Origin of the sequence: Flavisphingomonas formosensis (genome assembly GCF_009755815.1) — a bacterium.
GTDB lineage: Bacteria > Pseudomonadota > Alphaproteobacteria > Sphingomonadales > Sphingomonadaceae > Flavisphingomonas > Flavisphingomonas formosensis.
This window is the reverse complement of record NZ_WRPK01000017.1, coordinates 19,027-31,821: the sequence shown is the minus strand read 5'-3', so window position 1 is coordinate 31,821 and position 12,795 is coordinate 19,027. Positions and strand designations below refer to the sequence as shown.

The following is a 12,795-nucleotide window of genomic DNA, read 5'->3' as shown; positions in this document are numbered from 1 at the left end:
CCGAGGCATAGCGTGCACATTCGCTTCGCCCCTTAACATCCGTTAGCGGCTGCAATCTTTTGGGCCGCTAGTCTAAGCCTCGAAGGAGAAGACGATGGCCGACGAAGAGGACACGGTGCATTATAAGGGCACCGCCGGCGGCTGGGGCTCGGTAAAAGGCATGGCCCGCATCGCAGGGATGGAGCGGCCCACACCGGCCGTGCTGCGCACGCTCGAGCGACAGAATAAGGTGAAGGGCTTCATGTGCGTATCCTGCGCATGGACCAAGCCGAAACAGCCCCATATGTTCGAATTCTGCGAAAACGGTGCAAAGGCCACGCTCTGGGAGCTGACGACGCGGCGCTGCACCCCTGCCTTCTTCGCCGAGCACACCGTCAGCGAACTCAGGGACTGGCGCGATCATGACCTGGAACAACAGGGACGACTGACGCATCCGATGCGCTATGACCGGGCGAGCGACTCCTATCTGCCCTGTTCCTGGGAGGAAGCGTTCGAGGCGATCGGTGCGGAGCTTAAAGCCCTTGCTCCCGCAAGTACGGTATTTTACGCGTCCGGGCGGGCCAGCCTCGAAACCGCCTATCTCTATGCGTTGTTCGCCCGGATGTACGGCCACAACAATCTGCCCGACAGCTCGAATATGTGCCACGAGACCACTTCGGTCGGCCTCAAGAAGGTGATCGGATCCCCCGTCGGCACGTGCGTGCTGTCGGATTTCGAGCTATGCGATGCAATCTTCTTCTTTGGCCAGAATACAGGCTCGAACAGTCCGCGCCTGCTGCACCCGCTACAGGAAGCAGTCGGTCGCGGCTGCAAGATCGTGACCTTCAATCCGGTTCGGGAAAAAGGGCTCGAGGAATTCAAAAATCCGCAAAATCCGGCGGAGATGCTGACGGGCAAGAAAACGCTCATCTCGCAGCTTTATCTGCAGGTAAAGGCAGGCGGCGACATCGCAGCGATACTCGGCATGATCAAGCATGTCCTCGCAGTCGAGGCACAACGCTGGGCGGAGCAGAAACAGCACGTCATCGACGTCGACTTCATAGAGCAGCACACGACCGGTTTCGAAGCGATGCGAATGAAAGTCGAGGCAATCGGTTGGGATGAGATCGAACGGGAGAGCGCACTTTCCCGAGGCGACATCGAACAGGCGGCCGACATCTACATCTCAGCACACCGCACGATTGCAATGTACGGGATGGGCCTCACCCAGCATTTTCACGGATCCGACACACTCGCGATGCTCACGAATCTGATGCTGCTCAAGGGCAATGTGGGTCGTGACGGGACCGGCATCTCGCCCGTTCGCGGCCACTCCAATGTTCAGGGCCAGCGCACCGTCGGCATCAGCGAGAAGCCGGAGCTCGTGCCGCTCGATCGGCTCGCAGAGCAGTTCCAATTCGAACCGCCACGCGAGAAGGGAATGAACACGGTCGAGAGTTGTGAGAAGATCCTTTCCGGCGAGGTGAGAGCCTTTATCGGCCTTGGCGGCAATTTCGTCCGCGCCATCCCCGAACGCGAGCGGATGGAGGCGGCATGGCAACGAATGCGCCTGACCGTACAGATCGCGACAAAGCTCAACCGCAGCCATCTGATCAACGGCGAGATCGCCTATCTGCTGCCCTGTCTCGGCCGATCCGAGGAGGATATGCAGGAGAGCGGGCCGCAGACGGTGACGATGGAAGACAGCCTAAGCTGCATTCACGGTTCTTTCGGCAAGAACAAACCGGCTAGCGCGGATCTGAAATCCGAGGTCGCGATCGTGGCGGGGCTTGCCAAGGCCACCCTGGCGCCCAATCCGAAAGTACCGTGGGACGAATGGGTTGCCGATTACGCCAAGATTCGGGATGCGATCCAATGGACCTATCCGGATGAATTCGCCGATTTCAATCAGCGCGTTTTCACACCCGGCGGTTTCTATCGCGGCAATCCGGCCAGGGAACGCATCTGGAAAACCGAAAGCAAGAAGGCGCTGTTCACCGTGCCCAAGATGCTCAACGCACTCGGCTTCGAGGACAAAAACGACCGCTGGCGGCTGATCACGCTGCGCTCGAACGACCAGTTCAATACCACTATCTATGGCTATTCGGATCGGTTGCGCGGCATCGAGGAGACCCGCGACGTGCTGTTGATGAATCCCGAGGACGTCGCTGCCGCCGGTCTGACCGAAGGCCAGATCGTGGCGCTTGCAAGCGATGCGGGGGATGGAGTCGACCGGCGAGTGGACGGCCTCGCTGTAACGCCCTTCCTGCTTCCCCGTGGCTGCGTGGCCGGCTATTATCCTGAACTCAATCCGTTGATCCCGCTCTGGTATCACGATCAGCTTTCCAAGACGCCCGCAGCCAAGGCCGTGCCCGTCCGTATCATCGTATAAAGGGCGCTGCATTCTTGCAGAACGAGCGGCCTCGATCACCGCGCGCTAGCGCCATATGCCGGTCAGATCGCACAGCATCTCGATATGGTGCTGCGCGACAGGTGCGATCTCGGCCGCCGCAGCTTGAGCGAAGACGTGACACCGCTTGCAGCATAATTCTTGCGCAAGTCAGTGCCCGCTGCTGCCTGATGTGGAGATGATCGCCTTCAATCCCCTTGGCGGCGCGGGATCCAGCTTCGCCGGCGCAACGGCAAGATGCACGGGTGAAGCAGCGGTTTTCATGATGAGCGAGCGGGGCCCGGCGGCAAACGCATAGACATTCAACGCGGTAAGAACATATGCAGTTTTCACGAGCGTCACTCTCGAGCGAGACCAGCAGACCGGTCATGGGTGCGGTTGCAAACCTTAAAATCACAAAGTTGCATAGGTCACAGCTTCGATAATCATGGATCATATTGGATTGATCTATTTTAATAGATCGATCGAATTTTTTCGGACCTCCGGCACGCCGTTAGCCAGATCCCATTTCAATATCGTTGATAGAGCGGCCGACGTTCGCAGAACACAGGCGCCCTGTGCTTCTGGCTGTGTGCGGTCGCCACTCACATTTGCTGTTTTTAAATAAGAGAGATATTTGATGCAAAGTGACGGAACCATCGACAAAAGACGGAATGCAAATCTTTCCGACGCTCACACCGCGCAGTCCAGTCTGTCCGGCAGGCGCATTATCGTCACCGGCGGCACGACGGGCATAGGCCGTGCAATATCGGTCCTGCTCGCCAGCTACGGCGCCAAGCTATTCGTCTGCGGCAGGACGCCGGAACATCTCGCCGATGCGCTCGCCCGCATTCGCGAGGTCGGCGAAGGCGACGGAATCAGCGTCGATCTTGCGAAAGATGCTGAAAGGCATCGCTTCTTCGAGGCTGCCGACGATTATCTCGGCGGCATCGATGTCGCCATCATCAATGCGGCCATCCCCGCCGACGATCTGGCAGGCACCGACGAGGAGGAGCTCCATTACCAGATCGCTACCGATTTCACCGCTTATATCGCCTCCGCGCACGCCGCCGTGCGGCGCATGGGCGCTGGCAGCGATCTGGTGCTGATCGGATCGATGTCCGCCGTCTCGCGCTCAGCGGGGTCATCCGTCTATGTGGCAGCCAAGAGTGGTATCGAAGGCTTCTCTCAAGCTCTTCGCAAGGAAGTCGGAGAACAGGATATCAAGGTCGGTCTCGTCGAGCCCGGCTTCACCGGGGCCGATTTCCAATATCCGGAGTTCCCGCCTGACAAGCAGCGGGAATTGATTCGCCAGCATAAGATGCTGCGTGCCGAGGATATCGCGGTGGCCGTCCACTTCATGCTGACTCAGCCACGACGCAGCGCCATTTCCCTGATAAGGGTCGAGACGAGACTTCCTCATCCATGATCACACACGCGCGGCAAGCCGCGCGAACGGGATCGTCAGCGATCGGGTCCGGCATTCTCGTCGCCGTTTTCGGCGGCGTCCGCCCCCGAAATCTTGCGCGTACCCTTCTCGGGCGACCATATCTCCTCGGCCGCATGCGGCGCGTCGACGCGCGGCTCGACATTTCCGCGCTCGGTTTCGCTGCCGGGTGGCGGTGTGCGACTGCCACCGCCGTCCTGGCGACGTTCCCGCTCAGGCCCACCGGCGCGCTGCTGGCTCGTTTCAATCTGGGTCATGACAGCATTCCTCGACCATGACGCCCCCGTCCGAATAGTTCAGGAACGCACGGTTCATTCACAATCACTTAAGTTGTACTCCAGGCGCTCGGCCGCACGAACGGGCCGGCGAATGGGCAGGTCGTCTCCGATGCGACCGCTATGCCCGCATCGTCGTGCTCAGCGCTCGAGCCGCCAACCGGCTTTTTCCTTTTAAGCATGGATGTGCCGCTCGCGGCTATGGTTCACCGCCAGCGACTTAACGGCTCGGCGCGCGATCGTCATATCCGCCCGCCTAGCACATAATATCGCAGCGGCAGGCCGGCGCCGCCTTCAACTTATGTTGGTCTACGCAGATCGAGGTTGGCTGACTCCCCATCGAGGCGGCACGCGCAGGAACGGCATGCCCGCGCGGGCATTTTCCTCTGAACAACCTTCGGAGCAGGCAATGGCCGACAAATATCCCGTTCAAGCAAGCCGCGGCGGAAAAGTGGTCCATGGCGACGGCGTAAGCTCGAAACCGTCCGGCCGCGATTCGCGTGGCGAAAGTGGCGGCGGCGCATACCCCAATCCCCATCGCGGTAAAAAGCCTAAAACGTCGCCCGGTGATTTCATGGATCATGGCGGCCAGACCGAGATCGCATATCACGGCAGCGGTCAACTCGGAGAAGAGGATGTGAACGGTCTCCAATCCGCACGCAAACCTGCATCCGATCGATGAGCGAGGCCACAATGTGCACGAAGGAACTGCATGAGGAAGGGGTCGCACCGCCTTCCGATGGCGAGGACGAAAGCCCGCAGATCGAAACACCGGGTCAGGATCTGCCGCGTGGCGATCAAGCGCAGGAGCGTTGGGATGCTCCGGACGCTGGCGAGATCGAATGGGCCGGCGGGCTCATCAAGCGGCACCCCGGCCGGAATGATGAGCCGCGCAGCGATACCTAGGCTGGTTGCCCCTTAAGCCGGTCGTGGGCAGGTCCGGTCGGACCTCGCACTCGCGCCAGAGAGCGTCGCCAGCGCAAAAGCGTGCCCAAACTGCATATCGTTTGGCTGGGAGTCTGTTTGGAAATGCGCGGAAGCGCGCATTTCGAGGCGGCATCGGCGACGGTGCATTTCCAAACAGACTCTGACCGATTTCCTAGCATGACCGCCGGGATTGGGATCGAACAACGCTGACGGTGCATTGTCGATCTGAAGGCGCTCGCCCGCATGAAAGCCTGACGATCCGCAAGCAAGCATCTCTGTCGCAATGCCCTCGCAACGAAACTGGCGCTGGCTGGCCAACTCGCCTATTCGGTTGAAATCATTCTTCGCGCGGCAGAAAGTTCCCCGATGCCTCTGGTCAAGAAAGCTGCGCTGGGCGCCCGTGGCGCCGGAACGCGCTCGGTCACCGACATCGCAACCCCGTCTGGCTCACCGACCGCGCGTGGATCCCGGCGCAAGCGTCCCGCAAATGCGGTCGAGCGCCTTGACCAGGCGACGCAGGAACTGGCCGGCGGTCTGGGCGAGGCGGCGGCGGCAGCGGGGGAACTGCAACGCGCAGTCGACCAGATCGCGAGCGGGGCCGAAGAAGCCGCCGGAGCAGCGCAGGAATCGCTCGGCCTGATCGGTAATCTACGCAGCGGCTTCCGCGAGGCGAGCGAGCGGGCCGCGGCATCACTGCGCCAGACTGAACTGCTTCAGGGCGGATTTGGCGACGCGGCCACGCAGATCGTCTCGTCGGTGGAGGCGATCACGCTCAATGCGAAACGTCAGCTCGGCTCGCTCGCCATCGCCGAGAAACTTCAAGCGGCCGCCAGCGGAATCACTGCGGTCGGTATCAGGGTTGGGGACCTGTCTGAACAAACGAGCATCCTGGCGCTCAACGCATCGATCGAGGCGGCGCGCGCGGGGGAAGGCGGCAAAGGGTTCGCGATCGTCGCCGACGAAGTTCGCGAGCTCGCCGAGAGCGCGGAAATCAGCGCTCGAGATATTCAGGAGCTTGCCGGGCGGATCGTGGACGAGATCGGTGGCGTGGGCCGGGCTATCAGGATCGCCGCCGAGCGTGCCCAAGCCGAGGCGGGCAGCGGTGCAGAGATCGCGGCACAGCTGCAGTCAGCTCGTCTCGAGCTGGATCAGCTGACGGCCGGAGCGCAGGAGATTGCGGCAGCGGCGCTGGAGGCCGAGGCAGCGGTGACCGAGGCTGAGAAAGGAGCCGAGCAGATAGCGTCCGCCGCGGAAGAACAGTCCGCCGCCGCCGCCGAAGCGCAGCAGGCCGTAAGTCAGCAGGCCGTCTCGCTCGACCAGAGCCAGCAGACCGCCGAGGCACTCGGCACCCTGGCCGCAGCACTCGGCTCGGGAAATACTGTGAGCGCAGTCGAAGAGATCGCTGCTGCCGCCGAACAATTGTCTGCCACTGTCCAGGAACTTTCCGGCGCCTCCGGGGAGATCCTGGTTGCCGTAGAGCAGATCGCCAGAGGCGCGCAAGTGCAGAGCGCAGCGACACTCCAGGCGGGCGCTGCCATGGCGCAGATCGAAAAAAGTGCTGGCATCGCCGAGGCACGCGCGCGCGCCGCATCCGAGCGGATCGGCGCCCTCGTCGAAACAGCCGCGGAAAGCAAGACCGGCATCGCAAGGCTTGTCGCCGGCGTGGCGAGCACGATTGACGATACCCGTGAAGCGCTCGTGACCCTCGTCGCCATCGGAGACACCACGAGGCGGATCGAGAAAATTGCTGACGGGCTCGCCCTGGTCGCTTTGCAGACCAACATGCTGGCTGTGAGCGGCACGGTGGAAGCAACACGGGCCGGCGAGGCCGGCATCGGCTTCGCCACGGTCACTGCCGACATCCGCAAACTCGCACGCGCGGGGGCAACGAGTGCGGACGAAACCAAGGACGTGGTGCGTGCAATCCAGGATCAGCTCGGTGAGGTCCGGCGCGATCTCGACCTGATCGCCGCAGCCGGGGAGGCTGAGACGGGACGCAACAACGCGATGATCGAGCGGTTCGATGTCATGATCACTCGCCTGCGCGAGACCGCCGCCGCAAATGAAACAATTCTCGAGGGGGCGGACATCGCGCTTCGCGCCGCGCGCGAAGTGAAGAGCGGCTGCGACCAGATCGCCATCGCCGCCGAGCTTGCCGCCGGCGCGGCGCGCGAAGGAGGCGCGGCGGCACGCCAGCAGGCACAGGGAGCCGAGGACTTGGCCGCCGCTATCGAGGATATCGCGGCGCTCGCGACCGCGCTTGCCGGCCAGCAGCGCGAATGAGTGTGTCCGGTGTGTCCCTGCTTGCCTTTCGCTCGGGAGGAAAACGGCTCGGCGTGCCGGCGAGTGAGGTACGCGAGGTGGGCAGGCTGCCACAGCTGACCCGCGTACCCCTGGCGCCACCGTCCCTTCTCGGCATCGGCAATATCCGCGGTGAAGCGGTTGCGGTGGTGTCTCTTGCGGCTTTGCTCGGCGACGAGCCGCGCGAGATGCGGCAGATCATCCTTCTGAACGGTACCCGCCCCACGGCACTCGCGGTCGATAGCATCGAAGGCATCGTGTCCGACGGCGAAGGCCGCACCGTTCCGAATGTTGCCGATCTGTTCGATACCGCCTTTCCACTGCGCGACGAACACAGCATCACGCGGCGCACCGTTACAAACCACAATATCGCGAGAGGCGATGCACGGCTCGATCTTCTGGTGTTCGCGATCGGCGATCAGCTGTTCGCATTACCGCTCGAGGACGTGCTCGGCGTCGCACCGATGCCGCATGCCATCGCGCGCGTTCCTGGCGGCGATGCAGCCACCGTCGGTACGATGTCGTGGCGCGAAGCACAGTTGCCGATATTCTCTGCTGCCACCTTGCTCGGCATGGACGACGCGACGCGACACACCACGCGGATCGTCATTGTCCGGGCAGCAAACCAAGCGATCGGTCTGAGCGTCGATCGAATCGCGGCGATCGCTCGTCCGCCGATGAGCCGCGTGGCCCCGGTGCCGGTCGCGTTGCTGCGAGGCCAGCAGGGCGAAGCGCCGATCCAGGCGATCGTCCGGCCTGAAGCCGCAGGCCGGCTGATTGCCGTACTCTCGGCCAAGCAACTGCTGGATCCCAATCTGGTCACGCGGCCGGCCGCAGAATCGACCGCTTGCGAGACGGCAAAAGCGGAAGTCGCCGCACAGGTGACACTGCTTTTCTTTTCGGTTTCTGGAAGACGTTACGCAATTCCACTCGGCGCGGTCCAGGAAGTTGCGCGCTGCCCTGCAACGATCACTCGCATCCACAATATGCCACGCTTTCTGCGCGGCATCGCGAGCTATCGCGGTATGGCGCTGCCCGTCGTGGATCTTGCCGCCCACCACGGAGCACCGCCGACCGCGCTACAGAACGGAAGGCTGCTGATCGTGACCATAAGGGGCGGCGAGACAGCGCTGCTGGTCGGATCCGTGGAAAGCGTCGTGCGGGTTGCGCCCGGCTCGATGGTAGCCGCCCCACTGGGCGGCGACCGCGCGCCGCCGATCAGCAACCTCCTCGCGCTCGACGACGGCTCCCAGCCCACACCGGTTCTTTCCGCTGACCAGCTGTTCGACCAGATTTCCGCGGACCTGATCGCCGCTATGGCCAGCAGAGCCACGCTACGCACATGACCCGGCTGCTCATCGTCGACGATTCACCATTGATGCGCAAATTACTGGCCGGCATCTTCTCGGACGCCGGTGATTTCGAAGTGGCGGTTGCCCGGTCGGCGGCAGAGGCGCTCCAGCAGCTCTCGGTCTTTTTGCCCGACGTCATCACCCTCGACATTCATATGCCAGGCATGGACGGGCTAGACTGTCTCGATCGCATCATGGTCGAGCATCCCTGTCCGGTCGTGATGGTCTCTGCGCTCACCGAGGAAGGGGCTACCGAGACGCTCGAGGCGCTCGCGCTCGGCGCGGTGGATTTCATCGCCAAGCCGCGCGGACCGATTTCGCTCGGCATGGACGACATCACCGATGTCCTCATCGCAAAAGTCCGGGCGGCCTCGCATGCCCGCCTGCCGAGAACGAAACGGCTCACCGAGCGCGTGCGACTGCAGGCCGGTCAACGAAAATTCGCAGCGCCGAAGCCCGTCGCAAAATCTCTTCGGAGACGAAGCGGGCGCCGCCTCGTCGATATCGGCGCGGTCGTCATCGGCGTATCGACCGGCGGCCCGCCGGCGCTCGACAGGCTGCTCGGCACGCTACCGCACGACTTTCCCTGGCCAGTCCTCATCGCCCAGCACATGCCGGCAAGCTTCACCGGTCCGCTCGCGCGCCGGCTCGATCGCGGTTGCGCTTTGCCGGTCTCGGAAGTGACCGCTCCTGCAGTCCTGACCCCAGGCCATATCTATGTCGGGCGCGGCGACGCGGATCTGATCGTTTCGAAGCGGGGCTCTGCGCCCATGGTCATGCCGGCCCCGCCGGGAAACTACCTCTGGCACCCCAGCGTCGAACGTCTCGTCACGAGCGCGGCCGATGTGCTCGGGCCCGAGCGGCTGGTTGGCGTGCTGATGACCGGCATGGGCACGGATGGCGCGCAAGCGCTGGCGCAGGTCCGCGCACAAGGAGGGCATGTGGTAGCTCAGGACGAGGACAGCGCGGTGGTCTGGGGAATGCCTGGCGCTCTCGTCGCGAGCGACGGTGCGGATTGCGTGCTGCCGCTGGACGACATCGCGCCCTATCTCGTCGGTCTGGCGCTGGGGTGACGGAGGTCCGTCCACATCCCCTGAGCGGCGATGAGCTCGAGCGGCTGAGCGAGTTGCTGCAGCACTGGACCGGCATGACGTTCGGCGAAAAAAGAGGCTATTATCTCGAACGTCGCCTCCGCGAACGCATGCGGCGCTCGGGAAGCGCCGATCCCTGTGCCTATTTCACGCGGCTGCTCGCTGACGCGGCCGAACGTCAGGCGCTGATCAACGCCGTCACCATCAACGAGACCTACTTCTACCGCGAGGATCACCAGCTCGCCGCCCTCTCCAAGGATATCCTACCGGAGATTGCATCCCGGAGGCGCCCCGGCGATCGCATCCGTATCTGGTCGCTACCCTGCTCTACCGGTGAAGAGGGTTATTCGATCGCGCTCTGGCTGCTAGACAATTGGCCGATGGTCGATGCATATCATGTCGAGATTGTCGGCTCGGACATCGATACAGATGCACTCGCCGCCGCGCGGGAGGGGCGCTATGGCCAACGCGCACTGGCCCGTCTGCCGGATGCCGCACGCCAAGCTTATTTCGAGCCGGAACACAATCATGAATTCCGGATAATCGAGGATCTACGGCAATCGGTGACCTTCACCCAAATTAACCTGATCGATTCGCGCTCGGTCGGGACCGCAGGCAAGTTCGATGTCATCTTCTGCCGCAATCTGCTCATCTACTTCGACGAGCCCGCCCGGACGGCGGCGGCAGCCAACTTGTTCGACGCACTTGATCCCGGCGGCTATCTCTGCCTGGGCCATAGCGAGTCGATGGCGCGGATCGATCCGCGCTTCACCTTTGTTCGCCTAGACGACGCCATAGTCTATCGTCGCGACTGATGGACGAACTGCTCGAACAATTTTTGCTGGAAGGTCGCGACCTGATCGTCGAGGCGCATCGTGCGCTCGACGTGCTGGCGCTGAACCCGGGCGACACGGCAGCCGTCGACTCCCTGTTCCGGGCTACCCACACCCTCAAGGGCTCGGTTGCCCTGTTCGACATGGCCCCGGCCGAAACCGTGCTGCACGCCGCCGAGACGCGCCTTGTCGGGGTACGGAGATCGGGAATGTCGACCGATCCCGAGCTGCATGCAGCACTGGTCGCGACGATCGATCAGGTCGATCGCTGGATCGATGCCCTCGAGGCGGGAGGCTTGCCCGATGGGGCCGCCGGTCTCGGTGAACAGCTGAGCCAGGCGCTGTCGAGCGCCGAGGCTGTCGTCCATTTGCCAAAGCGCGAGGAGGAGGAGGATCCGGCATGGCTCGTACAGCTGCGCGCGCGCGCCATGCTGCGGAACAGGCTGGCGGATGCCACGACAGCGTTCCGCTATACGCCCGATTCCGACTGCTTCTTCCGTGGCGACGATCCACTCAGCCTGATTGCCGCCGTGCCCGAGCTGATCGCGGTCGCCATCGTGCCAAACACCGACTGGCCATCGCTTGAAACCATAGATCCGTTTCGCTGCATCGTCTCGATCGACGGACTGAGCGGCGCTGGCATCGAAGCCGTCCAGGCCGCCTTCCGCCTCGTCCCCGATCAGATTGTGATCGCGCCGCTCGGAAGCAGCGCACACGCGCCGCAACGGCTGATGGATTTCGGCGCCGAGACCACCCTTCGCGTCGACAGCAACAGCCTCGATCGTCTGGCAAGGCAGGCCGGCGAGTTGACCGTCGCTCGCAGCGGGCTCAAAACGCTGGCGGCTCGCGCTGACGCCATCGATTCTTCACTGGCGCAGGATCTGCGTCGCGCCGAGGCGGCGATCGAACAGGCAAGCTCCGCGCTCAGCCATTCGATCTCGGCGATCCGGCGGGTTTCGCTGGCACCGACATTGCGCCGCATGCCGCGTCTTGCGCGTGAGCTTGCCGAGTCGCTCGGCAAGGATATCGGATTCAGCCTCGTTGGCGACAGCGTCCGCGCCGACAAGCAGATTGCGGACATGCTGTTCGAACCGCTCCTGCATCTGCTTCGCAACGCGATCGACCACGGCGTCGAAACTCCGGAGGCACGCATCGCAGCAGGCAAGTCGGCCAAGGCACAAGTCGCATTGCAGATCGCGATCGAGGGCGACCGCCTGATCGCGACGATGAGCGATGACGGTCGCGGCATCGATCCCACGCTCGTTCGTGCAGGTGCGGTCGAAAAGGCACTGATCGAGGCGGATGCTGCGCTGACGCTGAGCGACGTCCAGGCGCAACGTCTGATCTTCCTGCCTGGTTTCTCTACGGCGGCGGAGGTGTCCACCGTTTCTGGGCGCGGCGTCGGGATGGATGCGGTCTTGCGCGCGATCGAGCGCCTCCAGGGGACGATCGACATCCATTCCGAACCGGGCGCCGGCACACGCTTCCACATCAGCCTGCCGGTCAATGCCATCACGACACGGCTGCTGACCGTCGTGTCGGGTGGTACAACCTACGGCCTGCGGCTGGATCAAATCGTCGAGACGACGCGCATCGATGCGGATGCCATCACCATGGTAGGTCAGGGGCAAGTCTGTATGATCCGCGACCGTGTGCTTCCGGTCATGGACCTGGCACAGCTGCTCGGCCAGCCTGGCGAGACGTCCGACATCGCACGCCTTGTCGTGACCGAAGTAACCGGAGAGTCGGTGGCGCTACGCGTCCGCGCGCTCGGCGAGCGTATCGACGCGATGGTGCGCGCACGATCCGGCTTGCTCGCCTCCGTGCCGGCGGTCGGGGGCACCAGCGTGCTCGCCGACGGTAGCGTCCTGATCGTCCTTGATCTTCCGGAGCTTTTGGCATGAGCATCGCAATTCGGGACGGGGTCATCATGATTGCCGGCCATTGTCCGGTCGAAGAGGCCGAAATGCTGCTGGTTGCGCTTCTGGAAAATCCCGGCTCCGGCGTGGATCTGTCCGCCGCGACGCGGTTACACATGGCCGTAGCGCAGCTATTGGCAGCAGCCAAGCCGCCGGTTGTCGCGGCGCCACGCGATGCCTTCCTGCGTGATATGCTGCTTCCTGCACTGTTTCACTTGGATCAATGATAATGGAATATCGGGCCGAGCCGCCCCGTTCTATAGCTGGGTGGAGTACCCAGAG

Annotated in this window: 12 protein-coding genes; 10 read left to right on the top strand and 2 right to left on the bottom strand. The window is 63.1% G+C overall.

Annotation, left to right across the window (positions count from 1 at the left end):
- Positions 1–94 precede the first annotated feature (94 nt).
- Complete coding sequence (locus GQY20_RS30085) at positions 95–2,371, top strand: FdhF/YdeP family oxidoreductase (RefSeq protein WP_157220874.1); 2,277 nt, start codon at positions 95–97, stop codon at positions 2,369–2,371.
- A gap of 168 nt (positions 2,372–2,539) precedes the next feature.
- On the opposite strand, the gene GQY20_RS30080 is transcribed toward GQY20_RS30085, so the two are convergent.
- Entirely contained in the window at positions 2,540–2,722 is a 183-nt protein-coding gene (locus GQY20_RS30080; RefSeq protein WP_157220873.1) for a hypothetical protein, read from the bottom strand.
- Positions 2,723–3,008: 286 nt separating this feature from the next.
- Here GQY20_RS30080 and GQY20_RS30075 point away from each other — a divergent pair, with 286 nt between their 5' ends.
- Positions 3,009–3,797 carry an SDR family oxidoreductase gene (locus GQY20_RS30075; RefSeq protein ID WP_157220872.1) on the top strand — a complete coding sequence of 263 codons (789 nt, stop codon included), beginning with the start codon at positions 3,009–3,011 and terminating at the stop codon, positions 3,795–3,797.
- A 35-nt stretch (positions 3,798–3,832) separates the two neighbouring features.
- Here GQY20_RS30075 and GQY20_RS30070 read toward each other — a convergent pair whose 3' ends face one another.
- The gene (locus GQY20_RS30070; RefSeq protein WP_157220871.1) at positions 3,833–4,072 is read right to left on the bottom strand and encodes a hypothetical protein; all 240 of its coding nucleotides are present in this window, start codon (positions 4,070–4,072) and stop codon (positions 3,833–3,835) included.
- Between the two features lie 427 nt (positions 4,073–4,499).
- Between GQY20_RS30070 and GQY20_RS30065 the strand changes: the two genes are divergently transcribed.
- The 8 genes from GQY20_RS30065 to GQY20_RS30030 all read left to right on the top strand — a co-directional run bounded on the left by GQY20_RS30065 (position 4,500) and on the right by GQY20_RS30030 (position 12,740).
- Positions 4,500–4,772: a hypothetical protein gene (locus GQY20_RS30065; protein WP_157220870.1), complete on the top strand. Its 273-nt coding sequence runs from the start codon at positions 4,500–4,502 to the stop codon at positions 4,770–4,772.
- Positions 4,769–4,996, top strand: a complete 228-nt coding sequence (locus tag GQY20_RS30060; RefSeq protein WP_157220869.1) for a hypothetical protein — start codon at positions 4,769–4,771, stop codon at positions 4,994–4,996. The genes GQY20_RS30065 and GQY20_RS30060 overlap by 4 nt, the downstream gene beginning before the upstream one ends.
- Before the next feature lie 387 nt (positions 4,997–5,383).
- Positions 5,384–7,300 carry a methyl-accepting chemotaxis protein gene (locus GQY20_RS30055; RefSeq protein WP_157220868.1) on the top strand — a complete coding sequence of 639 codons (1,917 nt, stop codon included), beginning with the start codon at positions 5,384–5,386 and terminating at the stop codon, positions 7,298–7,300.
- On the top strand, positions 7,297–8,664 hold the full coding sequence (locus GQY20_RS30050; RefSeq protein WP_157220867.1) for a chemotaxis protein CheW: 1,368 nt from the start codon (positions 7,297–7,299) through the stop codon (positions 8,662–8,664). The genes GQY20_RS30055 and GQY20_RS30050 overlap by 4 nt, the downstream gene beginning before the upstream one ends.
- Positions 8,661–9,743 carry a chemotaxis-specific protein-glutamate methyltransferase CheB gene (cheB, locus tag GQY20_RS30045; protein WP_157220866.1) on the top strand — a complete coding sequence of 361 codons (1,083 nt, stop codon included), beginning with the start codon at positions 8,661–8,663 and terminating at the stop codon, positions 9,741–9,743. Before GQY20_RS30050 ends, cheB begins: the two co-directional genes overlap by 4 nt.
- Positions 9,740–10,576: a CheR family methyltransferase gene (locus tag GQY20_RS30040; RefSeq protein WP_157220865.1), complete on the top strand. Its 837-nt coding sequence runs from the start codon at positions 9,740–9,742 to the stop codon at positions 10,574–10,576. Before cheB ends, GQY20_RS30040 begins: the two co-directional genes overlap by 4 nt.
- Entirely contained in the window at positions 10,576–12,498 is a 1,923-nt protein-coding gene (locus GQY20_RS30035; RefSeq protein WP_157220864.1) for a chemotaxis protein CheA, read from the top strand. Before GQY20_RS30040 ends, GQY20_RS30035 begins: the two co-directional genes overlap by 1 nt.
- Positions 12,495–12,740 (top strand): hypothetical protein, encoded by a 246-nt coding sequence (locus GQY20_RS30030; protein ID WP_157220863.1) that lies wholly within the window; start codon positions 12,495–12,497, stop codon positions 12,738–12,740. The genes GQY20_RS30035 and GQY20_RS30030 overlap by 4 nt, the downstream gene beginning before the upstream one ends.
- Positions 12,741–12,795: the final 55 nt, after the last annotated feature.